Raw genomic sequence first — 26860 nt, 5'->3', positions numbered from 1 at the left:
GGGCTGCCTGGTACTCCGTCAATTTAATCTTCTAATCATAATTTTAAAATCTGTATCAGAAGATGCCTGGAAATTGCATCGGTGGGAGCTCCAGGCAAGGCTTGCACCTTTTTGTCAGTGTGCAACTTGGCGAAGACTTCCCTGGACTCCAAGCTGGTTACGCTTTTGAAGTCAGTCGTACTCTTTTCAGGATAAACTCGTTTTAAGGCGTTAAAGAGTGCGGTTCTTTGGGTGTCGTTGTTGTCCAGTAAATACTCAAAATAGCCATAATATTTTTTGTGGTCGCATTCTTTTTCCGGCCAGCCGCGAATGGTGGAAATTTCGGTTTCATCGAGTTTCCCATCAAATTTGCTTGTGTCTCCCTGATGAATAAGGTCCTCAGTCAACAAGATCGCCACTTTGGTTTTGTTTCTAACCTTGCCATCCGGATCCGTGCAAATTCGCTTCTGAATGTCGATTACATCAGTTTTGAAGTAACCATCAGGATTTTTGAAAATCTTCGAGGCCTCTTCATAAGTTGAGTCCACCCGATCCGGAGGAGTAAATGTATCCCCGGACTCGAACGACCTGACCACAGGCGACCAATCGATAGAATTGTTATTGTCCGCGGCAATGCCTTTTGAGCCGAGCGTAGAGAAGTTATTGATGCTCGTTTCGATCGAAAACGGAAGACAAATTCTTAAGTATGTGCGAAGCACATATTCGGCTGCTGGTTTGTTGTCGACGATGACCTTGTCCGTTTTCAGCCTGCCGCGAAAGCGGCGCTGCTCGTTGAGGACTACAGAATTTATTGTCGATGATTCAATCTCAAGAAGAAGTCGACTGTGATAGTTTTCGACGCTTTGTCTCACCAGTCCAAATCCAGCGGCAACGATTGTTAATGGAGCGCCTGAGACGCCGGTTGCGCCCAGAATGGCTGTTGTCGCTGTGTCGATGGAAGCAATTTGACTTAGGAGAGGAGCCTTGGAGCGCTTTTTATTGTCCAACCATTGGAGGTAGGAATCACACCTGCGATCAATATCATTGAGGCCTTGGTAGGTTAAAGTCATCCAATTGTGTGCGTCACCAGGATTGGGCAAACAAGAATTATAACTACCACTGTAGGTTATCAGACCGGCTTGTTTGCATAGGTATTTGAAGTAGTCATTGCTTCTGATTTGAGTGGCCGCAATGTCGTTTGCCTCGAGCTTTGCTCCAGGTCCGTTCGCCAGAAAATTTTGGCCAGCTGGAGCGCAACCAGCAACAAAAAGCCCCAGAAAAACGCACAAAAAAAACTGGTGTCCGCGCATGCGCGGACTCCTGCGGGTCAACATATGACCACTCCGTCAATATTCAGATTTCCCCAAGGTCGCCCGGTTGCGAGCGCCGCCTGTTCAACTATGCGGACAGGAGGTGGTATATGTCAATTATTTGTTAACCATTTCCCTAGGGTAGCTTCTGTATATGTCAGTTGCTGACGCGGTTCATATACAATTTTTAGTGCCTCTGGTGCATAGCAAAAAATATTTAAATCATTGAATATATTTATTTTATAGTATTTCCTTTCTGTTTTGGAAATTATTTTTAGTGGGTGAAATAATCCAAATTTCGATATTTGGGTTCCAGCTCTGATGTATGGCGTAATCTCACTTTTCGTAAATAAATACGAAGAGTGTGGGGCTTGTCCTGAGAGCAGAAAACCGTCGATGGATAAATGCTTCTTTGGACGCGGACAGGCGTTCGAGCGGCAATCCAACCGTGCATTCCCTCACCTCAACGCTGCGCCCGTCTCAGGATCGAAGAGATGGATCTTGTCCGGCGCGATGGTGAGGTTTACCGGGTCTCCCTGCGAGATGCGTTCGCGCTCGGACAGGACGACGACGATTTCAGGGTCTCCGCCGCAATAGAGATAGGTGACCGAGCCGGTCGACTCCACGGAGGTGGCCGTGGTTTCTATGCCGGGCGCGCCGCCGGTTTCAATCGACAGGTGCTCCGGGCGCAGGCCGACGTCCACCTGGCGGCGGGGCTCCATGGTGCGGGCAAGCGGAAGGGAGGGAGCGCCAGGCAGGTCGAGGGTGACGGCGCGGCCGGTGTCGCCGACGATGCCGCCGACGAAGTTCATGGCTGGCGAGCCGATGAAGCCGGCGACGAATTTCGTTGCCGGGGTGTCGTAAAGCGACAGCGGCGCGCCCTGCTGTTCGACAACGCCGCTTTTCAGGACAACAACGTGATCGGCCATGGTCATGGCCTCGATCTGGTCATGGGTCACATAGACCGAGGTCGCGCCGATCCGGTCGTGCAGGGCGCGGATTTCCTTGCGCATGTGCACGCGGAGGGCAGCGTCGAGATTGGACAGGGGCTCGTCGAACAGGAAAACCTTGGGATTGCGGATGATCGCCCTGCCCATGGCGACGCGCTGGCGCTGGCCGCCGGACAGGGCGTTCGGCTTGCGGTCGAGATAATCGCCAAGGCCGAGAATGGCCGCGACATCGGCCACGGCGGCGTCGATCTCGGCCCTGGACGCTTTGCGCAGCCGCATCGAGTAGCTCATGTTGTCGCGCACGCTCATGTGCGGATAAAGGGCGTAGGACTGGAACACCATGGCGACGTCCCGATGGCGGGGCGGGGTGTCGTTCACCGCCTTGCCGGTGATGCGGATTTCGCCGCCGGAAATGCTTTCCAGGCCGGCCAGCGAGCGCAGCAGGGTGGACTTGCCGCATCCGGACGGCCCGACCAGGGCGACGAAACTGCCCTTCGGGATAGTGACGTTGATGTCCTTGAGGGCATGAAAGCCGCCGTAATGCTTGTTGACGGACAGAAGTTCGATTTGTGGCTGAATGGTCATTTCAGGGCTCCGGAAGTCAGACCCGACACGATGCGTTGCTGCAGCAGCACGAAGGCCGCCAGGATGGGCGTCACGTAGATGGTGGCGTAGGCCATGATCTTGTTCCATTCGACGGTGTTGGGGCCCATGAAACCGTTGAGGCCGACGGAGGCGGGCTGCAGGGTCACGTCCTGGATCATCGACTTGGAATAGACGAACTCGCCGAAGGCCTGCATGAAGATGAGGATGGCGGAGACGAGAATGCCGTTGCGGGCGAGGGGCAGGGCGATCAGTGCGAAGGCGCCGATGCGCGAGTTGCCGTCCACAAGCGCGGCTTCCTCCAGTTCCGCGGGGATCGACATGAAGGTCGCCCGCACCAGGATCACGAAGAACGGCATGGCCTTGGCCGTGAAGGCGAGCATCACGGCGAAGCGCGGGAAGTCCAGCAGGCCGAGCGCGGAAAAGCCGACGAAGATCGGGGTGATCATCAGCGAGGCCGGCAGGACCTGAAGCATCAGCACGAGAAAAAGCGCTATGTCTATCCAGACGTTGCGGTAGCGCGCCAGAACATAGGCGCAGCCGGTGCCCAGCAGCGCTACGAGGGCCATGGACCCGGTAGCGATCACCAGCGAGTTCCAGATGAACCGGCCCATGTCGCGGGTTGCCCAGACTTCGGCGAAAATGCCGAAATCGAGCCCGCGCGGAATGAAGGTGGGCGGATAGGCGAAGATTTCCGATCCGGATTTCAGCGCGGTCGCATACATCCAGTAAAGCGGAAAGAGATAGATCGCGCCGAGAAGAATGGCCGCGAACAGCAGCAGGCGGGTATGGCGTGTCGCGCTCATATGCGCACCTCGTGGCGGGTGGAGCGCACGTAGAGAACGGCGGCGATCATGACGGTGATGATCATCAGGGTTGAAACGGTCGCTCCCTTGGCGAAATCATATTGCCGGAAGGAAAGCTCCCAGGCCCAGTATTGCGCGACGTTGGAAGAGTTGGCCGGTCCGCCGCTGGTGATGGCGGCAAAGAGATCGAACTGCTGCAACGTGAAGATCAGCCCGAGAGAAATGACCGCGCCGATTGTCGAGCGCATCATCGGCAGGGTGATGGTGGAGAACCGCTGCAGGATATTGGCGCCGTCCAGTTCGGAGGCTTCATAGAGGTCCTTCGGGATGCCGGCCAGGCCGACGGACAGAAGGATCATGTTGAAGGACGTGCCCAGCCAGATATTGGCGAGCACCACGGCCCAGAGCGAATAGTCCACGTCCGAACGCCAGAAAATGTTTTCCGAAATGAGCCCGCTGCTGGTGAGCAGGTAGTTCAGCACACCGAAATCGCCGGAGAGGATCCAGTTCCAGATCGCGCCGACGACCAGCCCGGGCATGACCCAGGAGACGAGGAACAGGCCGCGCAGGAAGGACGAACCGCGAAAGCCGGTGTCGAAGAAAAGAGCAAGGGCGAGCCCGAGGGTGAACTGTCCGGCGATGGAACAGACTACGAAAAGCATCGTGTTCCACATGATCGGCCAGAACTCGGGTGCCGCGAACAGCTCACGGTAATTGTCCAGCCCGATAAAGGGCCTTATGAGCCTGCCGAGTGAAAAGATATCGACTTCCTGAAAGCTCATCAGGACGTTGTAGAGCAGCGGCAGGCCGGAAAAGGCCAGCAGGAAAAGCAAAGGCAGGCTGACCAGAAGGATGTCGAAGCCCTTGCCGTCGGTGACACTGGAGAGCAGGCGTTTCATCTTCGGATATCCGTTGAGCAGCCGGCGGGAACGCACAGGGCTCTCCCGCCGGTCGTGGCGATGATTAGTTGAGAACCGCGTCGATCCTTTTCTGTGCGTCGTCCAGAGCGGTCTGGGCGGTCTTCTGGCCTGTCAGCGTCAACTGGATGGCATCCTGGATCGCCTTGGAGATCTTCGGCCATTCCGGATGCGGCCCGCGTGCCTTGGCGTATTTCAACTGTTCCAGGAACACCTGGAGCGCGGCATCCTTCGGCGCGACACCTGTCGGCGGAAGCTCGATGTCGCCCCGGGCCGGAAGCTGGCCAAAATCAGGGAACAGGCGCTCATCCTGGCTGGCGAAATATTCCAGCGCCTGGAAGGCTTCGTCCGGATGTTCCGTATTGGCGAAGATGGCCCAGTTGAAGTCCCCCATGGCCGAGGCGCGCTGGGCGCCTTCCTCGGGGACCGGCAGAAGGGCGACACGCCAGTTGAAATCGGCCTCCTCGACCATCCGGTTCAGTTCCCAGGGGCCGGATATGACCATGGCGGCGTTGCCGGAGTTGAATGTACCGGTGGAATCCCACTGGCCGCGGGTCAGCGTGTCCGGGGAAGCAAGCCCTTCGTCCAGCAGGGATTTCCATATCTCCAGCGCCCTGACAGCGCCATCGCCATTGATCTTGTCGTAGCCGCCGCCGGTCATCTGCACCCAGGGCAGAAACTGGAAGGTGCCTTCCTCGTTGGCCTTGGCGGAAAAGGCGATGCCGTAGATGTTATCTTCCGGCTTGTTCAGCTTGCGCGCGGTCTCCACCAGCTCGTCCCAGGTTTCCGGCGGATCCTCGGGGTCAAGTCCGGCGGCCTCGAACATGTCGGTGTTGTAGTAGAGCGCAATGGTGTTGGTTGCTTTCGGCACGCCGAAATAATTGCCGTCCCAGGTGACGGAATTCAGCGGGCCTGGGAAGTAGTTTTCCGCGTCGATTGCTTCGGAGGCGGCGATACGGTCGGTCAGGTCGAGAAAGGCGCCGCGGGCGGCAAAGAGAGCATGCTCCGGATTGTCGACGGCGATGATGTCCGGTGCCTGACCGGTGGCGAAGGCGCGCATGGCTTCGGTCACCACGTCGTCGAACTGGACGATGCGGTAATCGACCTTGATGCCGTTGTCGAGATCGTTGAATTCCTTGGCAAGATTGTAGGCCGGTTGGGTTTCCTTATCGAGCGACCACACGGAGATGGTCACGTCCTCTGCGAATGCAGACGAGGCAAGAAGCGCAAGTGCCGTGACGCTCCCTCCCAGAATATGCAAGCGTTTCATTTTCTCCTCCACGTTGTTCGTCGTTCATTTTTCCAGTGACGGATCTCCGCCGCCATAGTCCACCCGGTCGTTGACGAACGATCCTCCCCGGCAGATTTTAAGATGGTTGAGGGCATGGACCTGGCCGGTCATCTCCAGCTCGTCCCGGTAAACCGGGTCATGCCATCCCTCGATGTCGATGGCGCCCTTGTAGCCGGCCAGCCGCAATTCGCTGATGACATCGGTCCAGTTGCTGTCACCGAAACCGGGCGTTCTCATGAAGACGAACGGATGCTTGCCGAAAATGCCGTGTTCGCGGATCACGTCATGGCGCACGGTTGCGTCCTTGCCGTGGACGTGAAAGATCCTGTCCGCCCATTTGCGGATCTGCGGCAGCGGATCGATCAGATACACCAGCTGATGGCAAGGCTCCCATTCCAGTCCCAGATTGTCGTCCGGCAATTCGTTGAACATCATGTCCCAGGCGTCCGGGTTGTGGGCGATGTTCCAGTCGCCTGTCTGCCAGTTGCCATCCATGGCGCAGTTCTCGAAGGCGATCCTGACACCCTTGTCGGCGGCCCGCTTGGCAAGTTCACCCCAGACCTCCTTGTAGCGCCGCAGGCTTTCGGGCAGCGGACGATCCCTGATGCGGCCGGTGAAGCCGGCCACGCAGGTGGCGCCGAAATGATGGGCGTTGTCGATGCAGTCCTTCCAGCCCTGAAGAGTCTCCAGATCGATGTCCGTCGTCTCCAGCGGATTGCCGAACATGCCGAGGGTGGACATGGTGATATCCCGGTCGCCGATCGCCTCGCGGCAGCGCTTGCCGAGGTCGGCAAGGTCCTTGCCTCCGGTGGTTTGCCAGAAGAACGGCTCGAAACTTTCGAAGCCGTGATCGGCGATCTGCCGTATCCGGTCCGCCGCATCGCCCTTGTTGGCGGAAACCATCGTGCCGATGCGGATGTCCTTCGCTGGGTCGGTCATGAAAACGTCAGTCCTTTGTCAATGAAATGCGCCGGCCGGAACGGGCGCTGTCGATCGCGCCGAAGACCATGGCAAGTGAATGGATGTTGTCGGTGCAGACGGTTTCGGGAGCGGTGCCGGTCTCGACGGCCTGGAGAAAATCGGCGATGACCGAGGCATGTTCCTGAACACGCCTGTCGTCCTTCAGTTCCGGCACCTCGACCGTCCGGGTCTCGCGCAGAAAGGCCGGTTCGCCTGTGGCAAGGGTTGCGCAGAGCGCGTCCTCTCCGTCCCAGGTCAGCATGCCCTTGGTGCCGACAAGGCGCCAGGAGGCGTCCCAGGAGGTTGGCGTTCCCTCGGCGCACCAACTGCCGGAATAGGTGAAGGTCACACCGCCGCTCATCTCGAAGATCGCCGCAGCTGAAGCCCCGTGCGCATACCAGGAGCCTTGGGGGTTGGTCTCGTGGCACAGCACGGCGAGGGGCTCTTCGCCCGCCATGCAGCGCGCGGCGTCGAAATGATGGATCGCCATGTCCAGGAGGAGCGCGTGCTCCATTTCCTCACGGAAGCCGCCGAAATGCGGTCCCATGAAGAACTCCGCATGGAGGGACGTGAGCGGCCCCAAAGTGCCACTCTTCACGAAGGCTTCGATACGGCGCACGCCGCGCTTGTAGCGCCGGTTCTGGGTGACCGCGAAGAGACGCCCGCTGTTGGCCGCAAGGCTGCACAGGCCGCGGGCGGCATGCATGTCCGGGGCCATCGGTTTTTCGGACAGGACATGCAGCCCGGCCTTGAGCGCTGTGGTGACGACGGCAGGGCGGACGTCCGGCGGTGTCACGTCGAAGACGCAATCCGGACTGGTCGCGGCAATCGCGGTTTCGAGATCGCCGAAGACCGGGATGTCCACCAGGTTCTGCGCACGAGCAAATTGCGCCGCGACGTTTGCGTCCCGGTCGACAAGGCCGCAGAGGGTCAGTTTGCCGGTCTGGAGCTTGTCTGAAAGCAGGGGATTCGTCGTGACCGCCCGCGTCCAGCCGGCTGCCATCGCACCGCACCCCACGAGCAGTGCACGCATATTTTTCCTCCCGGATCGGCCGGCTGAAACCGGCTTCGTAAACGTTTACGGAGGAGGCTAGGTGAAATTGCCGATGACTGTCAACATATTTTCGTAAACGTTTACGGGAAGGCCTTTGCGTTGGCGGAGAAGTGTGATTAACGTCACGCCGGTATGACAAGCATCAAAGACTTGGCACAGCATCTGGGCGTATCGATCGGGACGGTCTCGCGGGCGCTCAACGACAAGTTCGACGTCAAGCCGGCGACTCGGGAACGGGTTCTCAAGGCGGCGGCGGAGCTCGGCTACGTCCCCAACCAGGCGGGGCGTTCGCTGCGGCAGGGTAACACGGGGCTCGTCGGCTTCGTGCTGGAAACCAGTTCCGAGGGCATGATGCAGGGCGACCTGTTCTTCATTCGTGTCTTCGACGGCATGCAATCGGTTCTCAGCGAATACGGTCTGCATCTGATGGTGATGATGTCGCCGTCCTCGGAAAAGTCGGACGAATACCTTCAGAAGATCGTCGGGCGGCGTCTGGCCGATGCCCTGGTACTGTCCTCCACGCGCAGGATCGATCCCAGGGTCGATCTTCTGGCAGATCAGAACATTCCGTTCGTCATGCTGGGCCGCTCGCAGACCGACAGGGGGCAGCCCTGGCTGGACCTTGATTTCGAGGGCATGGTGACGGACGCGATCGAGCGTCTTCACGCCCGGGGACACCGGCGGATTGTCCTGGCGGTTCCAAGGCAGGAGCTGAATCTGCGCTACGTGATGCTGGACACCTACCGGACGCAGCTTGCGCGGCATGGACTGGCCTTCGATGAAGACCTCGTCATCGAGACCGCACCCGGCGACAATGGCGGCGTTGCGCTGGCACATCACATCATGGAGATGGAAGACCGGCCGAGCGCGGTGATCTTTTCCGACCCCATCCACCCGTTCGGCCTCTATCGGGGTCTGACTGAAATGGGACTGGTTCCAGGCAAGGATCTGGCGATCCTCGGCATCGCCACGCGTCTGGCAACCGTGCTCAGCCCCAACCTGACCCATTACCGCGTGCGCCTGTTCGATCTTGGCCGCCGCGTGGCACAGGCCCTCATCCACAGACTGCCGCATCTCAACACGGAGAATCCCCCGCCCGTCATCCGCGAACGGGTGCCGTTCACGCTGGTGGAAGGGGAGAGTGATCTTCCGTTGGAGTGAGGGTAAAGTCCGTAGCGTCCAGAAATGGCTTGAAGTGCAGTGTTCGGTGCGGACCAACCAAGGTGGCCTGTCATTCTACAGAACGTCAAAGGTGTTGCGTGTACCTATTATCTCAGTGTTTGAAAATGTTGCTACGGTGCCATTCAAGGTATCGCGGGTGAGGCTTTTTCATCGCGTCTTCTGGCACTTTAGCCTTCATGTCACTGTTCAGAAGGTGGGCGACATCATAGTTGAGATGTCTGGACGGCAAAATGTCGTAAGTGTCCGAGAGGCTGAGGAGGCCCCTGTCAAACATCCAGTGGACCGTACCGGAGAGCGCCAATCCGTTTTGTACGGAATCGTTGCCGCCTTTCTCTACTGGGACTATGTGTGCCGCCTCGACTTCAGGGCGGCCTTGGCCGTTGATCAGGCGAAGACCGGTGAACGCGCATGTGCGGTCATAGAGTTTGCGGATGTGCAGGCGAAATTTTGCGTCCCGGAAAGGACGATTCACAATGATGGCCTTCCTGTCACGGTCGGCAAACATCTCAGGCATCGGGGCCTGATTGAGGTCTGACAGCCCTTCTGGAGTCTGTATTCCATCCTGTACGTCCACACGTGCCGGCCATGGGTCTGCTTCCGACAAACCAGCGTTAAACAACGCTTCGAATTCCGTCGGTTCAATGATGCGAACTGCCTGCTGGGTGCGACCCCCATTAGGTTTCCCATCGGAGCGAAACAGCTTGTGCTCGTAACCGCCATTTTCCGTGTAGCCGATTGGGCGGTCGAAATCGAGATAGTCTTCCAGAGAGACGTAGTATCGACCATCGTGATCCGGGTCAGGGCGGATATCGACCGCTCGGGCAAGTGCGGTATAAAATCGGCCTTTTCTGGCTGGAAGCGGACCATAATAGACAATCCAGTCGCCCAGAGTCTGCTCGACCCTTGAAAGATACGTTTTGGGGAAGTGGTATCGGTCCGCCGGATCGTCGTCGTAAATGCTGTCCGGTTTGTGGTAGAAAACCGCGTTTGCCATCAAATCGTATAGTTCGTTGAAGTGACTGAGTGATTCAATTTATCCGATCATGAAATTCCCGCAAACGCAAATCATTGATGCTGCGGCCTTCACTCTCCCCTCGGAAATCTCTGCCCCTCCTCGACCTCATTCAGATCCATATGATTGCGCATGTAGCGCTCTGAGGCTTTTTGCAGGGGCTGGTAGTCCCAGGGGAAATAGGCGCCGTTGCGCAGGGCCTCATAGACGATCCAGCGGCGGGCCTGCGACTGGCGGACTTCGGCGTCATAGGCGGCCATGTCCCATTGCCGGCCGGCCATTTCCGCAAAGCTTACGGCGGTTTGGGCGTGGGCGGGGTCGGCGGCCAGGTTTGTGAGCTCGTTCGGGTCGTCGGCCAGGTTGAAGAGCTGCGGCGGGTCGAGCTCGCAGTGGATGTATTTCCAGTCGCCCGCGCGGATGCCGACCAACGGTGCATAGGAGGCCTCAGCCGCATATTCCATCAGAACGGGTTCGGTGCGCGGTGTTCCCTGTGCCAGTGGCACCAGGCTTATACCGTCTGTCCAGGGCATGATGTCGTCCATGTCGATGCCGCCGAGATCGCAGACCGTCGGCAGCACGTCGAGGGTGCTGACAGGGGCTGCGATGCGCTGCGGGGCAAGGTCCCGGTCGGCGATCATCAGCGGCACGCGGGATGCGCCCTCGAAGAAAGTCATCTTGAACCACAGGCCGCGTTCGCCGAGCATATCGCCGTGATCGGAGACGAACAGGATCGTCGTGTCGTCGGCCAGATGCATGGCCTCGAGCGCATGCAGGATCTCGCCGATCTTGTCGTCCAGATAGGAGATATTGGCGAAATAGGCGCGACGGGATTTGCGGATGTCGTCCTCTGTGATGTTGAAACCGCGCCAGTCGTTGGCATCGAAGATCCGCTTCGAATGGGGATCGTGCTCCTCATATTCCATGGCCGGAATTTCCGGCAGCAGGTGCTCGCAGTGCTCGTAAAGGTCCCAGTATTTCCGGCGCGCTACGTAGGGATCGTGCGGATGGGTGAAGCTGACCGTAAGGCAGAAGGGGCGGTCGTATTTGCCACGGCCGTAATCGTGGATCTTGCGCACGGCCTGAAAGGCGACATCGTCGTCATATTCCATCTGGTTGGAAATCTCGGCGACGCCCGCGCCGGTTACTGAACCCATGTTGTGGTACCACCAGTCGATGCGTTCGCCCGGCTTGCGGTAGTCGGGTGTCCAGCCGAAATCGGCGGGGTAGATMTCGGTGGTCAGGCGTTCCTCGAGACCGTGCATCTGGTCGGGGCCGACAAAATGCATCTTGCCGGACAGACAGGTGGTGTAACCGGCCCGGCGCAGGTGATGGGCATAGGTGGGGATGTCTGAGGCAAATTCGGCGGCGTTGTCGTAAACGCCCGTCCGGCGCGGCAACTGGCCGGACATGAAGCTGGCCCGGCCCGGTGCACAGAGCGGCGAAGCTGTGTAGGCATTTTCGAACCGGACTGAGCGCGCGGCCAGTTTTTTCAGGTTCGGCGCGTGCAGAAACTTCGCCGGACCGTCGGGAAACAGGGTTCCATTCAACTGGTCGACCATCAGGATCAGGATGTTCTTGCGGTCCATGGCGCGGCGTTCTCTCTCGGGTTCGGAAATCGGTAGGCTTGGCAAAGTGTCATGATGCGGTTTTTTTGATTGGTCGATCAATCAAATTCGACACGGAGCACAGCGTTGCTGCCTGGGTCCGGAGACACCGATCAGGAGAGCAAGGATCGGGAACAGGGAAAATACCGCTTGACCTGGAGTGCACTCCAACCCGTAAGTCAGGGAAATCGTCCTGTTCGGAGACACACATGCGTATCGGCGATCTTGCTGAAAAGTCGGGGCTTTCGACCGACACACTGCGATACTACGAGAAAATCGGGCTCATTCCGCGTCCCCTCAGGGACGGCGGCGGGCGGCGGGTCTATGATGGGACCATCTTGCGCTGGATCGAATTTCTGGATCGCCTGAAGGCGACCGGAATGGGCATCCGGGACCGGCTGCGCTACGCGGAGCTGCGGTCCCTGGGCAGCGCGTCGCTGTCCGAACGCCGGAGGATGCTTGAAGACCATCGCCGCAAAGTTGCCGCCGATATCACGCGGCTTACCGAGACGCTGGGTGTCCTGGACGACAAGGTTGATCTCTACAGAAGGATGGAGGCGGGCGAAACCGTCGATCCGGCCTTCGAAAGCTGCGCCCGGACCGGATACGGTGCGCCGCCAATTCAGGACAGTACACCCCATGACAGCAGCTCTGGAGCGCGGCCGCGCGCTGATAGCAGACCTTAACCCCGACCTCGAAACCATTCTCGCCGGGCGTTACGACGACCTGCTCCCGGATTTCGCGGAGAGCCTTATCGAATGGGCCTATGGCCGCCACTATGCCCGGCCGGGCCTGGATCTGAAGACCCGTCAGCTGTGCACTATCGCCGCGCTGACCGTGCTGGGTGGCCAGACTGGACCGCAACTGAAGATCAACATCGAACACACGTTGGCGGCGGGGGCTGCGCGTGAGGAAATCGTCGAGGCGATCTGGCAGATGGCGGTCTATGGCGGACTGCCAGCGGCCATCAACGGGTTGAATGCGGCGCAAGAGGTTTTCAACGAACTGGATGCGCCTGCCTGAGGGAAATCTTCAATCGTCAGGAACCTTGTTGAGTGACGTGAGGGGCTGAGCTCTTCTTAATAAATGAGAAATGAATAACCGGGGTGATGCTGGGTGGGACGAAAAGCCAGCCTCTCCAGCGTCATTCCGGGCAAGTGCAGCGTAAGCTGCGCGCCGACCCGGAATCCAGCGCATCATTCGCGCCGCAGGCGCGGCCTTGTTCCAAAGCGATGAATGTAGAACACCTGTGCTCGCTCACGCTCGCGCTGATGCGCTGGATTCCGGATCGGCGTTCGACTTACGTCTCACTTGTCCGGAATGACAGCCGTGAGGGTGATGCTCAGCTTCTTCATTCACTCAACAGGGTTGATGAAGGGAGGGCGCCGTCATCGTCTCCCTGATCACAGTCTCAGTCGCCTGCTTTGGGCAGGTCGGAGTGGCCGAGGTCCTTTTCCGGCCAGAGCAGGTCGCGCAGGCGCTGTTTCAGGACCTTGGCTTCCGGAAAACCGCCGTCCTGCTTGCGGTCCCAGACACGGGTGCCCTCGCAGGTGATGGTGAAGGTGCCACCGGTGCCGGGAACAAGGGTGACAGCGCCGGTTTCCTCGGAGAAGGTGGACAGGATTTCCTGGGCCATCCAGGCGGAGCGCAGCAGCCAATTGCATTGGCGGCAATAGGTGATGATGATATGGGGAGCCGGAACGTCCGTCATGGCGTTCTCCTTTTCAGAACAGGTGATCTTCAGCGCTTGTGCCACACTCTTCAACCAATACGCCAGACGCCTTGAGCGCGGATGTTCTCAAGGTTTTCGAGCGCCATCCGGACCTTTTGGAGATTTGCGGGGCGCCCGGCAGAGCCGTGCCGCAGGCGGGGCTGACCAATCAGGTCTACAGGCTGGAAGCTGGGCGTGGTGTTTTCTTTCTGCGCCTTCCAAGGCCCGGGAATGCTGGACTTGTCGACAGACAGGCGGAGGCCGTCAACCTCGATCTTGCTGCGACGACCGGGCTCGCCTTGCCGCCTCTTTTCGTCCATCCCGATGACGGAATTCTCCTGACTGCGGCAGTTGATACCCTGGAGCCCGCACCGCTGGATCTCTCTGCCCGGCTTGGCGACGCGCTCGGCAGGCTGCACGGTTCGGGAGCGGCATTCGCGGGCCTGCTCGATCCGGATGACGTTTACCGGGCGCAGCGGGAGTTCCTCGCTTCAGTAGGGGAGTTCCAGTCGGAGATTGCACCCCTCGATCAGGCCATGCAGGACCTTGCGGACCTGTCACTGAATTCCGGTACTGTTCAGCCCGTGCCGGTGCATGGCGATGTCACGCCGGGAAACTGTCTCTGGACGCCGGAGCGGCTGTGGTTGATCGATTGGGAATACTCCGCGATGGCGGACCCCGCCTGGGATCTGGCCTATGCCATCCTGGAACACCGGTTTTCCAGCGCTGAGGAAGAAGCCTTTTTGGAGGCCTGCAAAGGGAGGCATCGATCGTCCGGATTTCCCGTCAGGGAGCGGATCGAGGCCATGAAGGTCAGATGCGATGCAGTGTCGGCGCTCTGGGCGCTGGAACAGGTGGCACGGGGACGGGACACGGAAACATTCCTGCCGTACGCCCGCGGCAGAAGGGATCGGGCGCTGTCCCGGATGCGTAAACTGGTTTAATTCTCCGTGCCGGGACTCAACTCCGGATCTGAGAGGCATTGCGCATATCGGCCGTTCATCCGGTCGCGCAGGGACTGGTTTTCCGGGTCTTCGTTGATTGCCGTCCAGATGCCGTCCGCCTTGAGAAAGGCGAGGGTGCAGCCGCAGGCCTGCTCACAGATATCCGGGGCGCCGAGGCTCTCCTGACAGGCGGTGGCGCAGTTGCGGACAAAGGCGTTCCCGGCCCGGTCGATGTCGCCTGCCACGAGCGTTGCCGTCCAGACGAGTCCGTAGAGAACCGGCTGGTGCAGAAGGTAGATGGGCAAGGAGTGGCGTCCGATGAACCGGATGAAACGGCCAGCGGGATCCGTCGCCCGGATGGCCGACAGCTTTTCCCAGACTTGAGCTCTGCGGAACAGTTTCGAAAGAGCGACGCCGGAAAGGGTTGCACCGGCCCAGGGGGCCAGCGGCACATAATCGACACTGCCGAAATCCGGCGTCCCCAGTCCTGTCCAAAGCCAGAGTTGTCCGTTGAAGACGTAGGAGCTCGCCCATAGGGGCAGAGACAGGACGAAGGCTGCTGCCGCGGCCGCCGTCCACAGCGGCCAACGCGTGAAGGGAAGGGCGATTACGCTGGAGATGGCGATACAATGGAGAATGCCGAAGCGGACGAAACTGTCGCCGAAGGTGAACCATGTCACCAGGGAAACGGCCGCAGCGGCGGCAATCACGATGACCAGGCGGCGCAGGAAAGCCTGACGGCGGATGCCCGTGTGATGGGCCAGATCCAGACTGATGCCGGCGACAAAAAGAAAGCTGCCGGCGATCAGCGCGGCAAATATGCGCCAGCCGTCACCCTGCGCTACCGGCCAGGTGACGAAACCGAACCAGGAAAGATCCCAGGACAGGTGATAGACCGCCATGGCGACAACGGCGAGACCGCGGGCAAGGTCGAGCACGGCCAGACGCGTTGAAGGCATTTTCCGGGTTTCCGCGAGGTTCCGCACCAGCGCCCGCCCGGACGGGGCAGGCAGGGGACGTTTCATTCCCTGAAAGAGGTAAAGCTAACTGCTGAAAGTCACAACCAGTGTCGTGATCAGCGCCGTCGCGGCGAGCATTGCGCCAACGTATGGCCATGGTGAGGGCCGGTTGGCCGTATACACATCGTGGTTCGCCGGTTCCTGCAGCATAGCTTTCAATCCCCTAGTCCCCAAACTATCGGGTGAGAGTGGTGCAAACAGTGCCTTGCGGAAAGACGGGAAATCGGTTTCTGACCCGTTTTCCCAAGAAATCCGCCGTCTTGTGGACCATCCGGCAAAACCTGCCGTTTCGGCTTGACGTGACCTGGACTTTTGAAACCCCGGCTAAAGATCGAGGGCGTCGAGGCCGGCTTCCATATGGTCGGCCAGAAGCGGCATGCCGAGCAGGTATTTCGCGGTGGGGCCGGCAGCGCGGTCGCGGGCTTCCTGAACGGCCTGTTCAAAATCTTCGGCGTCGAAGTCGCCACGGCCGATCCAGGTGATGGCGACGAGTTCCGCGGCTTCATCGACGTTGAGGTCCTCGATCAGCTCGCGCAATTCCTCGTCGGAGAGATCGTCGTTTTCCTCCTCGGCCAGACCGTCGTGACCGTGGCTCTGTTTCAGAGCGTCGGCATCAAACTCCACGTCGCCCTCATGGCCGTCTTCGAATGTGTCCTCGAGCGAGGAGGATACCGCACGGGCCTTTTGCGCGAAGAGGCGGATCGTATCCGCGGATAAAGTCAGGTTGATGTCCATGTCTGCCTCCGACGAACCTTGCCTTCCTTTATCGAACCACTTTGCCCCCTTGGCAATGGTGATGATGTCAATCTGTCCGGAAGTGCCGCGAATTCGAGGCCATGTCCGGGGACTGGCGGGGAGTTTGAAACGAACACACTTCAACCTTCCGCGATGTTTATCCCCGGTATCCTCACTTTATAAACGCGCATTGGGTTAATTGCCCGAGCCTTTCGAGCCGTCAGGCGACAACGGTCTTGCGGATGGCCGGATGTGTTGCTTTACTTGGGTGGCGAACAAATTTCCGTTCTTGCCGGTAACCGCGACACGGGGCGGTCTCTGGATAGAAGCTGGACTCAGGACCCATACGGATCCCTGAATCGAGTTGAAGGGCAAGGCGGAAAACAGTTTACCGGGGCGGACCGGGCACTTGGGGCTCGGCCTTCATACGAGAAACGTATGAGGCCGGGCCTCGGTTTTTAAAGGCTTCGGTCCCGACGGTTGCGGCCGCAATACGCGCTGCTCTCAATGGTGCTGTGACATGCCCGCCGAGGGGGGCGTTTTCTGCCCTGTGGGAAGTGAAGAACTCACCGGCGATATATATGCGGTGTCTGATGTCCTTGCGGGGTCGCCATGGCGGCGGCGGCCATCAGGCCTCCGGCAAGCACCATGCCGAGAAAGATGGCCCGCAGGAGCGGGCGCGCTTCATTCAGATCGTTTTTCGCGGCAGCCGGCTTGCGGCTTTTCGCTGTTTCTGGGGGTGCCATCGTCACGTGATCCGGTATTCGTTATCGGTGGCCGGTTTCGGCCAGCGGTCGCTCATACAGTTGTTTTGGCCCGGCGCCCGGGCCAGTTCGCCGAAAAGGCGTCGGCCCATCCGGCATGTCAGTGCGGTCATTGCCAGAAAAGCGGCAAGCGGCGGAGCAAGCATCGGTTCCAGCGCATAAGACAGCAGCAGCAAGGGACCGGCCGCCAGGATGTAAAACAAAGCCGGTGGGAAGCTTGCGCCGGATTTTTTGCGCGATCTGATATTGGTTTCCGGTGATTGCATGGGAGCCTCCTTCATCCTCGGAGCCGGCACTCTCCACAAAAATTGCGCCGGCACCCGGTCGCCATTCTGGCTGCAGATGTGAGTTTTCGTGTCAATTTTGAGGCAAATTTTAAAGATCGCAGGCCTGGGCGAAGGGGACAGGACAGGCCGAAAAGAGGCGGCAGTCCACCCGTAAACTCCGGCTCTGCCTGCAGATCCGGTGCGGCGCGCACCGCGAGCCTGCTACTGGTGATACCGGAAAGTGTGCCGCTGACAGATGGAATTGTTCGTACAACTGATTTTCGGGTGGGCGGCAAAGATGCACAGACCGAGATAGACGCGGCGTTGATTGACGACATCTCGCTAAGGGATAGAGCCCAATTAATCATATGTAAAAATGACGATGAAAAATCTATATAACTACGGGGAGACACTACGCTAAACTTGAGAAAATGATCGAAAAACTTCGATTTTAAGCTGTCATTTCAGTGTTTGTTTGCTTTTCAGACAGATACTCCGATTGAGGGTGAATCTATACAAACAGGTCGGGCCAGGGATGACATTCAACGTAGCGCGACGGACTGCGGCGGAAAAGCCTCAGGAACCTGTCAACTCGCCAGAGACGCCTCCTGAGAACGAGGAAGAAAGTCCGGCGCTTTCCCTTGCTGGTCTGCAGTTCTTCATTGCGGATATAAGCCGGAAAACGATCCTCTGGCATGAGATCGGGTCGCAAAGCTTCAACAGTGAAGTCAAGGATCTTCAGGAGGCGCCCTCCAATGAGGCTCTGCGTCATCTGTCCGCCGAAGACCGGAAAACCATCCTGCGGCTGGTGCAGGGTGCGATCCGCGAAGGTCAGGCCGGACCGTTCGACGTCGGTGGCGGGCCGGACCATCGTATTCCGGGTATTCCGATCGTCGCCCATAGATATGAACTTCCCGATGGACGGATCATCGCGATCTGTTTTCCCTCGATTGGTGAAAACGACGGCAATCCGGGGCGTATGGTGCTCGGATTGGCGCCCATCCTTCAGCATTTTGTCGCCTCCTCGAACCGCGTGGTTCTGCTGGTCGACAACTTTGGCTACGTGCGCTTCGCCAGCGAAGGCTTCGTCAAATGTTTCCAGATAGAAGATGCCCGGATGATCCTGGGGCGCAACATCGCCCATATTCAGAACCGGGTCGGGAAAACCATCGTGTCGCTGGCGCTGGCTGCTCTCACCCGGCGCGCGAGCGCCACGGGCCGGGGCAAATTCCTGCTGGCGAGCAATGACAGTCTCGAACTCAATTACGATGCGATGTATTTCCGCATTGGGGGAACCGTCGGCGGCGTGTTGTTCTCGGCCGGCCATGTCAGCGGCGATGTCGATTTTGCGAAGGTGTTCGAGATCTGCAGCGCACCGATCCTGGTGATCAACGGCAAGTCGCGCCTGATCGTTGCCGCCAACAATGCGGCGCTGAAGACCTTTCACCTTACCCACGAAACTCTCGGCGAACGACCCATCACTGAAATGCTGCTGCATGCCAACAGCTATTCCGCGCTGCTGGAAGCGGCGAAGCAGGGCTCCGATGTGCCTGTCTCCGTCCCGGTGAACCTGTTGAACGGTCAGACCAAGAAGAAACGGTTCAAATGCAGCCTGCTGGAGGCGGACAAGAAAGAGCCGAAACTGATTCTTGAGACCCGGAGCTAGGTGCGGAATCGAAATCGTTCCGCGTTCAGCTGAACGCAGGGTGAGCCCGCAGGCCTGAAATCAATATTCCCAGAGACCTCCAATCGAATGCGGCAGGAGGTCTTTTGACTGTTTGTGGGCCCGCGCGCGCATCTGGTACCCGGATTTGGCACTTGTCTTCCGAAGCGCACGGATCTAGGGTCCGCGCGCTGTTATTCCCGCTTTCCTGGAGGATATTATGGGCTTTCTCGCTGACGCATTGGCGCGTGTTCAACCTTCCGCGACCATCGCTGTCACCAACAAGGCGCGCGAGCTTAAGGCCGCTGGCCGCGATGTGATCGGACTTGGCGCCGGTGAGCCGGATTTCGATACACCGGAAAACATCAAGGCGGCGGCCATAAAGGCCATCAACGAAGGCAAGACCAAATACACCGCCGTTGATGGTATTCCCGAGCTGAAGGCGGCGATTGCCGCGAAGTTCAAGCGGGAAAACGGCCTCAGCTACGAAATCAATCAGATCACCGTCGGAACCGGCGGCAAGCAGGTGCTTTACAACGCGCTGGTCGCGACGCTGAACCCGGGCGATGAAGTCATCATCCCAACCCCCTACTGGGTCAGCTATCCGGACATGGTGCTGATGGCGGGCGGCGAGCCGGTCATCGTGGAAGCCGACAAGGCCACGTTCAAGATCACGCCGAAAGCCCTTGACGCGGCAATCACCGCGCGCACCAAGTGGCTGATCTTCAACTCTCCTTCCAACCCGTCCGGGGCTGCCTATACCGAGGCGGAACTGAAGGCTCTCACCGATGTACTGGTGAAACACCCTCACGTTTGGGTGATGACCGACGACATGTATGAGCACCTGGTCTATGACGATTTCAAGTTCACGACACCGGCGCAGATCGAACCGGCACTCTATGAGCGCACGCTGACAGTCAACGGTGTGTCGAAGGCCTATGCAATGACCGGCTGGCGGATCGGTTATGCGGGCGGGCCGGCCGAACTGATCAAGGCGATGGCCAAGGTCCAGTCGCAGTCCACCTCCAACCCGTGTTCCATTGCCCAGTGGGCGGCTGTCGAGGCACTGAACGGCAGCCAGGATTTCATTCCGGCGAACAATAAAGTCTTCAAGGAGCGTCGCGACCTGGTGGTTTCCATGCTGAACCAGACGAACGGCCTTTCCTGCCCGGTGCCGGAAGGGGCATTCTATGTGTTCCCGTCCTGCGCCGGAACCATCGGCAAGACCGCACCGTCCGGCAAGGTGATCGAGAGCGATGCCGACTTCGTCACAGAGCTTCTGGAAACGGAAGGGGTGGCCGTCGTGCAGGGATCGGCCTTTGGTCTCGGCCCGAACTTCCGTATCTCCTATGCGACCGCGACAGAGGCTCTCGAAGAGGCTTGCACCCGCATCCAGCGCTTCTGCGGCAATCTGAAATAAGACTTCCGGTTGGACATGACGTCCAATCGCACATGCTGTGGGGATGCCCGGACCTGATCCGGGCATTCTTGCCGCTTCACGTCTTCAATTTCAGTTGTGAATAGAGGTGCCGCAACGGCGTGGTGCATCAGGTCGCGCCCGGTGACTACCGGAGAGGGAGCGCGGTTGCGTCCTGGTGTGCGAGCCGATGACGGCCTGATGGTCGGTCGAAAATCCGAGGAGTGCACCGGGCGCGTTTTTCACGCGATTCCCTTGTTGCGCCAAGCGTCTGGCGAACGCGGCGGGTTGCATTTTCACTTTCCAGCGTTTCAACCGGTATGCATGTTGATGTATCGTTCCGACAAAGTGGAAGGAGAAAATCATGCAGATTTCCAAGCAAAAACAATGGGTTGCCGATATTGTGGAAAGCTTGCCATCAATTGCGTTCATTTTGCTGTGGCGTCAGGGCGGTGACCTGGAGATGGCGGGCTGGGCCGGGTCTGCGTTGGCACTGGGCGCGTTCATGGTGTTCGGAATTTTGAAACTCCGGATGCATCCTGTTCTTCTGGGGGTCAATCTGCACATCCTTCTGGCGACACCTCTGGTCGTTGGCGTGTATAGGTTCGGGGATGAAACCATTGCCGATTTCTTGAGCGTAAATGCATATGGCAGTGTGCTTCTGACGGTGCTTTTTGCAGGTGTTGTCCAGACCGTGTTTTCAAAAAGCGGTTTTGTCGGAATTGCGGACATGCCGGCCCATCTGCAGCGGCGCTATTCTTTCCTGATGCTTTTCATATCCGCACTTGGAGCAGCCTGGGCTTTGTCAGATCCCGGTACCGGTTTCGTACCTGTTCTGGCGACGTTGACTTTGCTGATCGGTGGGCGAAGGTTTTTGCTTGCGCGGTGGTCGGACAGGAATGGTCTGCAAGGGGAGGCTATTGTCGCCGGATTTTCCACCAGAGAGCCATATGCGGCGGATGTTTCAGCCTGAGTGTCTCCGTTCCGTCGATCTGCCCCTATTTTGACGCTATGGACGCGCATATGACGAAACTGTCCGCCAACACTTAAGCGGTGCGGGCATTTTACGTTCTCAATTAGGAGACTTCCTGAATGCGTTTTCCCTTATTTGCCCTTGCGGCGACAGCACTTTTCTTTGCCGGACCGGTTCAGGCCGACGAAAACAGCCCGACAGTTGAGATCGGCACGCTGAAATGCCTCGTGGAGGGTGAGCACAGCTTTATCGTCGGTTCCAGCGCGACGCTCGGTTGCAGTTTCAGTCCGGCTGATGGCGGAGCGGTTGAAAATTACAGCGGCAAGGTTCGGGACTACGGCCTGGATATCGGCAAAACCAGTGCTGCGACCCTGGTGTGGGGCGTTCTGGCCCCGTCTGCCAACCGCAAGCCGGGGCTTCTGGCAGGCACCTATGCTGGAGTGACCGCCGGTGCGAGCCTGGGCGCGGGGATCAAGGCGAATGCTCTTGTCGGCGGACTTGATCGCTCGATTGCGCTGAACCCGTTCAGCCTGGAAAGCCAGACCGGCACCAATCTGACGCTCGGTGTGAGCAAGATGACGCTTGAGCGCATCAACTGATCCTGAAAATCGAATGCCGCCTCCCGGATAAGAAATGCCGGGGGGCGGCCGTCAACACCCGTCTGTTTAACGGGTTGCCCAGTTCCGGCCGACTATTGCCCTTCCCGGCAGGTGGCATTCGAGCCCGCACAAGGCGCGGAGTTCACGTTCGGACGCATGTTCTGGCGGTTGATGTCTTGCGTCCGGTTCAACCGGTTCGAGTTGTCGATCCGCTGGCCGGTCGAAAAACCGGATTCCTGACGGTCGAGGGTCCCGTTGAGTTGCTGTTCGGCGGAAGGCAGGCGGGGAGAACCGGACTGCGGCAACACGCGAAGCTGGTTGTTCTGTGCGGAAGCGGACGCTGTGCAAAGGAATACGAGTCCGGCTCCCATGGCGGCCTTTGTCCAGAATGATCGCGAGGGGGACATCACCCTGTTGTGCGTTTTCTGCATTTGAAAGTCCTTTTCACGCGGCTGCCGCTAAGTTGTTACGCAGTCTGGATGATACCGGATGATCCGTGCCGGGAACAGGATGCAGATCAAACGATTTGCTGCGCTGCCGCGTAAGTTTCCCTTGCGTTGCCGTCATGATCGGCGCGACCATGAGCCACCGCCCCTGATCGATGCTCCGATGAATTCGGCGCCGGGTGCCCGGGGATATTGACGATCTGGCCCTTTATCAAGACATGGTCAGGTGGTCGGTTCTCTTCAGATCCCGGCGCATCGGGTATCGGCGTTCGGTCCCATCCGGGCGAGACGCGGCAGGCCCGCGTCCCTAGAGCGAGATGAGCTAAAGATGAATTGTATCATGGTTGAGTGCGGTCCGTTCGACAGGGGGTGGAATGCCGTCCGCCCCGGCCGCGGACAATCGCGCCAGACCCGAACGGTTCCTCTTTAAGTCATCTCGTTCTTGCCGTCGGCCTTGCCGCGTTGTTGAGGGATTATCCTCGAACACGGGAGGCAAATGATGGCAATCAAGAACAACGGAAAGGGACATCAAGCGGACGGCGCACCGCGCTGTATCGCATTGGTGGGTCCATTCGGCAGCGGCAAGACCAGCCTGTTGGAGGCTTTGCTGGCGCGAACGGACAAGGTGGCCCGTCAGGGCACCGTCGCGGACGGCAACACGGTGGGCGACGCCGCACCGGAAGCGCGTGCGCACTGCATGAGCGTGGAACTCAATATCGCGGATGCGACCTATCTGGATGACCGGTTCATATTCGTCGATTGTCCGGGTTCCGTGGAGTTCCTGAGCGAAATGGACGGGGCGCTCAGCGGTGCCGATCTGGCCATTGTTGTCGCCGAGGACGACGAGCGCAAGGTTCCGGCCTTGCAGCTTATCCTGAAAGCCCTTGAAGCCCGCGCCATCCCGCGGGTTTTGTTTTTGAACAAGATCGACAAGAGCACCCGGCGCGTGCGGGATGTCCTGAGCGTGTTGCAGCCGGCCTCCGCGGTGCCGCTGGTGCTGAGACAAATTCCGATCTGGGAAGACAATCAGGCGACCGGTTTCATCGACCTCGCCTTGGAGCGGGCGCATGTCTATCACGAGAAGGAGCCGAGCACGCGGATCGACATGTGCGACGCAGACCGAACCCGCGAACACGAGGCCCGCTTTACGATGCTGGAGCATCTGGCCGATCACGACGACGATCTCATGGAGGCGCTGCTGGAAGACATCGCGCCTGACCGGGACCAGGTTTTCGCCGATCTCGTTAACGAAATGCGGGACGGATTGATCTGTCCGGTCTTCTTCGGGGCCGCCGAGCATGGCAACGGCGTCAGCCGTCTTCTGAAAGCGCTGCGTCATGAAGTTCCGGGCGTCGACTTGCTGGCGGGGCGCGTTCTGGGCCAGCGCAATCGCAATGCGTTGCAGGTGATCAAGACCCTGCACACCCAGCACGGCGGCAAACTGTCCATCGCACGGGTTCTCGACGGACAGGTCTCCGACGGCGACAGCCTGTTTCTGAACGGCGAGCGGGAGGTCAAGGTGTCCGGCCTGTTTTCGATCTTCGGCCAGCAGGCGACGAAGATCGCAACCGCCGGCAAGGGAGCGCTGGTGGCGCTTGGCCGGATGGAAGATGTCGGAACGGGAGATCTGCTGTGTTTCGATGCGGAGGCGCTTTCCAGTCTCTATCTCGCCGAGGCACGACCACCTGTGCTGGCCACGGCCATTTCGGCCGCCCAGCGCAAGGATGAAGTCCGGCTTTCATCGGCTCTGGTCAAACTCGCGGAGGAAGATCCGTCCCTGACGATAAGCCAGAACCAGACCACGGCGGAGACGCTTCTGGCCGGCCAGGGCGAAATGCATCTGCGTGTCGCCCAGGAACGGCTTGCCGGAAAATACGGGCTGGACATTTCTGTCTATGCGCCGCGTGTGCCCTATGCTGAAACCATCCGGTCCGGAACCAAAATACGCCGCAGGCACAAGAAACAGTCCGGCGGGCACGGCCAGTTCGGCGATGTCGCGCTGGAAATCGGGCCGCTACCGCGTGGCGAGGGCGTTCAGTTCACCGACACGATTTCCGGCGGGGTGGTTCCCAAACAGTACATTCCTTCCGTCAAGGACGGCGTGCTGGAGGCGCTCGGGCGTGGACCGCTGGGCTTTCCCGTGGTCGATGTCTCCATATGCCTGACGGACGGCTCCTATCATTCGGTCGACAGCTCGGACCAGGCGTTCAAGATGGCGGGTATTCTTGCGATCCGGGAAGGGCTGCCGGAGTGCAAACCGGTACTTCTGGAGCCGATCCAGAAAGTGGTGATCGCCTGTCCAAGCGATGCAACGGCCAGGGTGAACGCCATCGTTTCGGCACGCCGCGGGCAGTTGCTCGGGTTCGATGCACGGCCGGACTGGCCCGGATGGGATGAGGTTCAGGCGCTGATGCCCGAGGCCGAGATCGGCGACCTGATCGTCGAATTGCGGTCAGCGACGGCGGGTGTCGCCAGCTACACGGCCGAATTCGATCATTTGGCCGAACTTTCCGGGAAGGCCGCGGAGCTGGCTCTGCAGCGATCCGGCAAGCAGCAGGCCGCTTGAATAACCGACCGCGAAACCAGCAGCCCGAGGAGGGGGCATATGTGCCCCGCCTGTCCTCCTGGCGCGGGTCGCCGATGTGCGCCCTGCGTCACCGGTAAATATTCTCACGGTTCCGGTCACCAGGGCGTTATTTGCCATTGAAAGGTGTTTCGGCTTTTCTCGGTGACAAACGGGAGACTTGAAATGAACATTTTGAAACGGCGCAGCTGGGATCTTCCCGAGCGGGACGCCACGCCTGAGCATATCTTCATGAACCGCCGCCAGATCCTCGCCGGGCTCGCCGGTGGCGGCGCACTGCTTGCCAGTGGCCTCGGCATGCGCCCGGCGTTTGCCGAAGAAGACCCGAGTGCGGGGCTTTATCCGGTCAAACGCAACGCAGCCTATGTGCTGGACCGTGACGTTACCCCGGAAGAGTTCTCGGCGAAATACAACAACTTTTATGAGTTCGGAACGCACAAGCAGACCTGGCCGGCGGCGCAGAAGCTCAAGATCCGGCCCTGGACCGTCACACTGGACGGCATGATCGACAACCCTCAGACCCTCGACATCGACGACCTTCTCGCCAAAATGCCGCTGGAAGAACGGCTCTACCGGCACCGCTGTGTTGAAGCCTGGTCGATGGCGGTTCCCTGGTCCGGTTTCCCGCTGGCGGAGCTGGTGAAGCTGGCAGGTCCCCAGAGCGGCGCAAAATACCTGCGTTTCGAAACCTTCTTCGATCCCTCCGTGGCCAGCGGCCAGAACCAGTCCTGGTATCCTTGGCCCTATGTGGAAGGGTTGACACTGGAAGAGGCCACCAACGAGCTGGCTTTCATGGCAACCGGTATTTACGGCAAACCGCTTGCCAAGCAGTTCGGCGCACCGGTGCGCCTGGTGACGCCGTGGAAATACGGGTTCAAATGCATCAAGTCCGTTGTCAAAATTTCTTTCACGGACGAGCGTCCGGTTAGCTTCTGGGAAGAAATCCAGCCGAAGGAATACGGCTTCTGGGCCAATGTGAACCCGGCTGTGCCGCATCGGCGCTGGCCGCAATCGTCCGAATCGGTGCTGGGTACCGATGAACGTCGCAACACCTTGCTCTACAACGGTTACGAGGAGCAGGTCGCCGGGATGTACAAGGGGATGACCGGCGAGCTTCTGTTCATGTAGCGCCGGAATTGCATGCCGGTAAAAAAAAGGGCAAAAAAAAGCCGGGTCCCAAAAGACCCGGCAGTCAGAATTGATTCACTGTAAACAGTAGAATCACCTTCCAGAGGGGAACAGCTGGTCTGGACATCACAGGGAGGAGGACGTGAAGCCCGTCTGACCAACAGTGATGCTTATATGCGGTGCACAAGCTGCATAAACAAGAGGCAGTAGCGCAAGTCTGCCATGCATTTATCGCATATCTCAATCGTCAGTTTTTCATCCCTAAAAGTTATTTCTTTTCAATTGCTTGTGCGTGATAATTTTTCTGACCTTCTTTCTCTACTTTTCCGGCCGGCATAGAAATGCGGGGAATTTCCCGGAATTGTGGATTTTGCATCGCGGGTGAGCATATCGCGAACTGCCTAAAAAAATGGCGTGTTTGATGCTGCGCTTCGTTGCTGTAAAAGCATGATATCTGGAGAAAGAGACTGAAATTAAACGGTTAATTTTCGCAGTCGGCTAATAAAGCCAGCCTATCTTTACGCACCTATCCACCAAACAAAGGCGAATGGGCACATAGCTAAAATTAACCAATAGCTTAGGATGTTTTCATGTTTCCGATTTGATATCCAACCGAATGATTGGATATCAAATCGGAATTCGGCATAATACCAAGCGACGAATTTGACGACTCTTTTGGATTCCCAAAGTTTCGCGAATATGATTCCTGATGGGGAACATGAGGAGTTTGCCATGTCCGCCCCTATCCGTCTTCGAGATGACTTTGATGCTCCAACCCTTCGTCATCTAGCCCGTGGCTCGGTGAATGCCGATCAAACACGGCGCCTTTTGGCGCTTGCAGTGATCTATGACGGCGGCTTGCGCAGCGATGCGGGTGCGGTCGGCGGCGTGACGGTCCAGGTGATCCGCGACTGGGTCTTGCGTTTCAATGCAAAAGGCCCCG

At 58.8% G+C, this 26860-nt stretch carries 25 protein-coding genes and 1 pseudogene; 11 read left to right on the top strand and 15 right to left on the bottom strand.

The features are described from left to right. Positions 1 to 35: 35 nt before the first annotated feature. From OA90_RS24950 to OA90_RS24920, 7 genes are all read right to left on the bottom strand, one after another. Positions 36 to 1289, bottom strand: coding sequence for a hypothetical protein (locus OA90_RS24950; protein WP_156510634.1), 1254 nt, complete (start codon positions 1287 to 1289; stop codon positions 36 to 38). 458 nt (positions 1290 to 1747) lie between these two features. Then, positions 1748 to 2824 carry a sn-glycerol-3-phosphate ABC transporter ATP-binding protein UgpC gene (gene ugpC / locus OA90_RS24945; RefSeq protein ID WP_068419361.1) on the bottom strand — a complete coding sequence of 359 codons (1077 nt, stop codon included), beginning with the start codon at positions 2822 to 2824 and terminating at the stop codon, positions 1748 to 1750. Continuing rightward, a complete protein-coding gene (locus OA90_RS24940; protein ID WP_068419360.1) occupies positions 2821 to 3648 on the bottom strand; it encodes a carbohydrate ABC transporter permease in 828 nt (275 codons plus the stop codon). The genes ugpC and OA90_RS24940 overlap by 4 nt, the downstream gene beginning before the upstream one ends. Beyond that, on the bottom strand, positions 3645 to 4547 hold the full coding sequence (locus OA90_RS24935; RefSeq protein ID WP_068419399.1) for a sugar ABC transporter permease: 903 nt from the start codon (positions 4545 to 4547) through the stop codon (positions 3645 to 3647). The genes OA90_RS24940 and OA90_RS24935 overlap by 4 nt, the downstream gene beginning before the upstream one ends. A gap of 64 nt (positions 4548 to 4611) precedes the next feature. Further along, positions 4612 to 5835: a sugar ABC transporter substrate-binding protein gene (locus tag OA90_RS24930; protein ID WP_068419358.1), complete on the bottom strand. Its 1224-nt coding sequence runs from the start codon at positions 5833 to 5835 to the stop codon at positions 4612 to 4614. Positions 5836 to 5859: 24 nt separating this feature from the next. Beyond that, a complete protein-coding gene (locus OA90_RS24925) occupies positions 5860 to 6795 on the bottom strand; it encodes a sugar phosphate isomerase/epimerase (protein ID WP_068419356.1) in 936 nt (311 codons plus the stop codon). Positions 6796 to 6802: 7 nt separating this feature from the next. Then, positions 6803 to 7849 (bottom strand): Gfo/Idh/MocA family oxidoreductase, encoded by a 1047-nt coding sequence (locus OA90_RS24920; protein WP_068419354.1) that lies wholly within the window; start codon positions 7847 to 7849, stop codon positions 6803 to 6805. 171 nt (positions 7850 to 8020) lie between these two features. Between OA90_RS24920 and OA90_RS24915 the strand changes: the two genes are divergently transcribed. Continuing rightward, on the top strand, positions 8021 to 9031 hold the full coding sequence (locus OA90_RS24915; protein ID WP_199823833.1) for a LacI family DNA-binding transcriptional regulator: 1011 nt from the start codon (positions 8021 to 8023) through the stop codon (positions 9029 to 9031). A gap of 112 nt (positions 9032 to 9143) precedes the next feature. Here OA90_RS24915 and OA90_RS24910 read toward each other — a convergent pair whose 3' ends face one another. Both OA90_RS24910 and betC read right to left on the bottom strand, forming a co-directional pair. Continuing rightward, on the bottom strand, positions 9144 to 10046 hold the full coding sequence (locus OA90_RS24910) for an HNH endonuclease (protein WP_068419350.1): 903 nt from the start codon (positions 10044 to 10046) through the stop codon (positions 9144 to 9146). 89 nt (positions 10047 to 10135) lie between these two features. Beyond that, positions 10136 to 11650 (bottom strand): choline-sulfatase, encoded by a 1515-nt coding sequence (betC, locus tag OA90_RS24905; protein WP_068419348.1) that lies wholly within the window; start codon positions 11648 to 11650, stop codon positions 10136 to 10138. Positions 11651 to 11877: 227 nt separating this feature from the next. Between betC and OA90_RS24900 the strand changes: the two genes are divergently transcribed. Both OA90_RS24900 and OA90_RS24895 read left to right on the top strand, forming a co-directional pair. Then, the gene (locus tag OA90_RS24900; RefSeq protein WP_068419346.1) at positions 11878 to 12354 is read left to right on the top strand and encodes a MerR family transcriptional regulator; all 477 of its coding nucleotides are present in this window, start codon (positions 11878 to 11880) and stop codon (positions 12352 to 12354) included. Then, positions 12308 to 12691, top strand: a complete 384-nt coding sequence (locus OA90_RS24895) for a carboxymuconolactone decarboxylase family protein (protein WP_068419344.1) — start codon at positions 12308 to 12310, stop codon at positions 12689 to 12691. The genes OA90_RS24900 and OA90_RS24895 overlap by 47 nt, the downstream gene beginning before the upstream one ends. A gap of 388 nt (positions 12692 to 13079) precedes the next feature. Here the strand turns inward: OA90_RS24895 and OA90_RS24890 are convergent, their stop codons facing one another. After that, positions 13080 to 13379 (bottom strand): SelT/SelW/SelH family protein, encoded by a 300-nt coding sequence (locus tag OA90_RS24890; protein ID WP_068419397.1) that lies wholly within the window; start codon positions 13377 to 13379, stop codon positions 13080 to 13082. 38 nt (positions 13380 to 13417) lie between these two features. On the opposite strand from OA90_RS24890, the gene OA90_RS24885 reads away from it, so the two are divergent. Then, positions 13418 to 14323, top strand: a complete 906-nt coding sequence (locus OA90_RS24885) for a choline/ethanolamine kinase family protein (protein ID WP_082837265.1) — start codon at positions 13418 to 13420, stop codon at positions 14321 to 14323. Here OA90_RS24885 and OA90_RS24880 read toward each other — a convergent pair. The 4 genes from OA90_RS24880 to OA90_RS24865 form a co-directional block, all read right to left on the bottom strand. Beyond that, positions 14320 to 15282: a heparan-alpha-glucosaminide N-acetyltransferase gene (locus tag OA90_RS24880; protein WP_068419395.1), complete on the bottom strand. Its 963-nt coding sequence runs from the start codon at positions 15280 to 15282 to the stop codon at positions 14320 to 14322. The genes OA90_RS24885 and OA90_RS24880 overlap by 4 nt on opposite strands. A 384-nt stretch (positions 15283 to 15666) precedes the next feature. Continuing rightward, complete coding sequence (locus OA90_RS24875) at positions 15667 to 16077, bottom strand: DUF3775 domain-containing protein (protein WP_068419340.1); 411 nt, start codon at positions 16075 to 16077, stop codon at positions 15667 to 15669. 566 nt (positions 16078 to 16643) lie between these two features. Continuing rightward, a complete protein-coding gene (locus tag OA90_RS24870; protein WP_068419338.1) occupies positions 16644 to 16823 on the bottom strand; it encodes a hypothetical protein in 180 nt (59 codons plus the stop codon). Between the two features lie 2 nt (positions 16824 to 16825). Then, complete coding sequence (locus tag OA90_RS24865) at positions 16826 to 17107, bottom strand: hypothetical protein (protein WP_156510633.1); 282 nt, start codon at positions 17105 to 17107, stop codon at positions 16826 to 16828. A gap of 535 nt (positions 17108 to 17642) precedes the next feature. Here OA90_RS24865 and OA90_RS24860 point away from each other — a divergent pair. The 4 genes from OA90_RS24860 (at position 17643) to OA90_RS24845 (ending at position 21759) form a co-directional block, all read left to right on the top strand. Then, on the top strand, positions 17643 to 18773 hold the full coding sequence (locus OA90_RS24860; RefSeq protein ID WP_068419334.1) for a hypothetical protein: 1131 nt from the start codon (positions 17643 to 17645) through the stop codon (positions 18771 to 18773). A 217-nt stretch (positions 18774 to 18990) separates the two neighbouring features. After that, positions 18991 to 20190 (top strand): pyridoxal phosphate-dependent aminotransferase, encoded by a 1200-nt coding sequence (locus OA90_RS24855; protein WP_068419332.1) that lies wholly within the window; start codon positions 18991 to 18993, stop codon positions 20188 to 20190. 361 nt (positions 20191 to 20551) lie between these two features. After that, the gene (locus tag OA90_RS24850; RefSeq protein ID WP_068419330.1) at positions 20552 to 21160 is read left to right on the top strand and encodes a hypothetical protein; all 609 of its coding nucleotides are present in this window, start codon (positions 20552 to 20554) and stop codon (positions 21158 to 21160) included. Positions 21161 to 21279: 119 nt separating this feature from the next. Beyond that, positions 21280 to 21759 carry a DUF992 domain-containing protein gene (locus OA90_RS24845; protein WP_068419327.1) on the top strand — a complete coding sequence of 160 codons (480 nt, stop codon included), beginning with the start codon at positions 21280 to 21282 and terminating at the stop codon, positions 21757 to 21759. Positions 21760 to 21851: 92 nt separating this feature from the next. On the opposite strand, the gene OA90_RS24840 is transcribed toward OA90_RS24845, so the two are convergent. Then, positions 21852 to 22190 (bottom strand): hypothetical protein, encoded by a 339-nt coding sequence (locus OA90_RS24840; RefSeq protein ID WP_068419324.1) that lies wholly within the window; start codon positions 22188 to 22190, stop codon positions 21852 to 21854. A 514-nt stretch (positions 22191 to 22704) separates the two neighbouring features. Between OA90_RS24840 and OA90_RS24835 the strand changes: the two genes are divergently transcribed. The 3 genes and pseudogenes from OA90_RS24835 to OA90_RS28725 form a co-directional block, all read left to right on the top strand. Next, positions 22705 to 24771 (top strand): elongation factor G, encoded by a 2067-nt coding sequence (locus OA90_RS24835; protein WP_068419321.1) that lies wholly within the window; start codon positions 22705 to 22707, stop codon positions 24769 to 24771. Positions 24772 to 24954: 183 nt separating this feature from the next. After that, positions 24955 to 25917, top strand: coding sequence for a protein-methionine-sulfoxide reductase catalytic subunit MsrP (msrP, locus tag OA90_RS24830; protein WP_068419318.1), 963 nt, complete (start codon positions 24955 to 24957; stop codon positions 25915 to 25917). 732 nt (positions 25918 to 26649) lie between these two features. After that, positions 26650 to 26860 (top strand): annotated as a pseudogene (locus OA90_RS28725) (IS630 family transposase); the annotation flags it as partial.

The sequence above is a fragment of the Labrenzia sp. OB1 genome (assembly GCF_001624695.1).
GTDB lineage: Bacteria > Pseudomonadota > Alphaproteobacteria > Rhizobiales > Stappiaceae > Roseibium.
Note: the sequence above shows the minus strand (reverse complement) of the source record. Positions and strands in the feature narration are given on the sequence as shown.

Excerpts from the sequence above, each read along its gene's own strand:
- OA90_RS24950 (WP_156510634.1), bottom strand. The coding sequence starts at position 1,289 with ATGCGCGGACACCAGTTTTTTTTGTGCGTTTTTCTGGGGCTTTTTGTT.
- ugpC (WP_068419361.1), bottom strand. The coding sequence starts at position 2,824 with ATGACCATTCAGCCACAAATCGAACTTCTGTCCGTCAACAAGCATTAC.
- OA90_RS24940 (WP_068419360.1), bottom strand. The coding sequence starts at position 3,648 with ATGAGCGCGACACGCCATACCCGCCTGCTGCTGTTCGCGGCCATTCTT.
- OA90_RS24935 (WP_068419399.1), bottom strand. The coding sequence starts at position 4,547 with ATGAAACGCCTGCTCTCCAGTGTCACCGACGGCAAGGGCTTCGACATC.
- OA90_RS24930 (WP_068419358.1), bottom strand. The coding sequence starts at position 5,835 with ATGAAACGCTTGCATATTCTGGGAGGGAGCGTCACGGCACTTGCGCTT.
- OA90_RS24925 (WP_068419356.1), bottom strand. The coding sequence starts at position 6,795 with ATGACCGACCCAGCGAAGGACATCCGCATCGGCACGATGGTTTCCGCC.
- OA90_RS24920 (WP_068419354.1), bottom strand. The coding sequence starts at position 7,849 with ATGCGTGCACTGCTCGTGGGGTGCGGTGCGATGGCAGCCGGCTGGACG.
- OA90_RS24910 (WP_068419350.1), bottom strand. The coding sequence starts at position 10,046 with ATGGCAAACGCGGTTTTCTACCACAAACCGGACAGCATTTACGACGAC.
- OA90_RS24900 (WP_068419346.1), top strand. The coding sequence starts at position 11,878 with ATGCGTATCGGCGATCTTGCTGAAAAGTCGGGGCTTTCGACCGACACA.
- OA90_RS24895 (WP_068419344.1), top strand. The coding sequence starts at position 12,308 with ATGACAGCAGCTCTGGAGCGCGGCCGCGCGCTGATAGCAGACCTTAAC.
- OA90_RS24890 (WP_068419397.1), bottom strand. The coding sequence starts at position 13,379 with ATGACGGACGTTCCGGCTCCCCATATCATCATCACCTATTGCCGCCAA.
- OA90_RS24880 (WP_068419395.1), bottom strand. The coding sequence starts at position 15,282 with ATGCCTTCAACGCGTCTGGCCGTGCTCGACCTTGCCCGCGGTCTCGCC.
- OA90_RS24875 (WP_068419340.1), bottom strand. The coding sequence starts at position 16,077 with ATGGACATCAACCTGACTTTATCCGCGGATACGATCCGCCTCTTCGCG.
- OA90_RS24870 (WP_068419338.1), bottom strand. The coding sequence starts at position 16,823 with ATGGCACCCCCAGAAACAGCGAAAAGCCGCAAGCCGGCTGCCGCGAAA.
- OA90_RS24865 (WP_156510633.1), bottom strand. The coding sequence starts at position 17,107 with ATGCAATCACCGGAAACCAATATCAGATCGCGCAAAAAATCCGGCGCA.
- OA90_RS24860 (WP_068419334.1), top strand. The coding sequence starts at position 17,643 with ATGACATTCAACGTAGCGCGACGGACTGCGGCGGAAAAGCCTCAGGAA.
- OA90_RS24855 (WP_068419332.1), top strand. The coding sequence starts at position 18,991 with ATGGGCTTTCTCGCTGACGCATTGGCGCGTGTTCAACCTTCCGCGACC.
- OA90_RS24850 (WP_068419330.1), top strand. The coding sequence starts at position 20,552 with ATGCAGATTTCCAAGCAAAAACAATGGGTTGCCGATATTGTGGAAAGC.
- OA90_RS24845 (WP_068419327.1), top strand. The coding sequence starts at position 21,280 with ATGCGTTTTCCCTTATTTGCCCTTGCGGCGACAGCACTTTTCTTTGCC.
- OA90_RS24840 (WP_068419324.1), bottom strand. The coding sequence starts at position 22,190 with ATGCAGAAAACGCACAACAGGGTGATGTCCCCCTCGCGATCATTCTGG.
- OA90_RS24835 (WP_068419321.1), top strand. The coding sequence starts at position 22,705 with ATGGCAATCAAGAACAACGGAAAGGGACATCAAGCGGACGGCGCACCG.
- msrP (WP_068419318.1), top strand. The coding sequence starts at position 24,955 with ATGAACATTTTGAAACGGCGCAGCTGGGATCTTCCCGAGCGGGACGCC.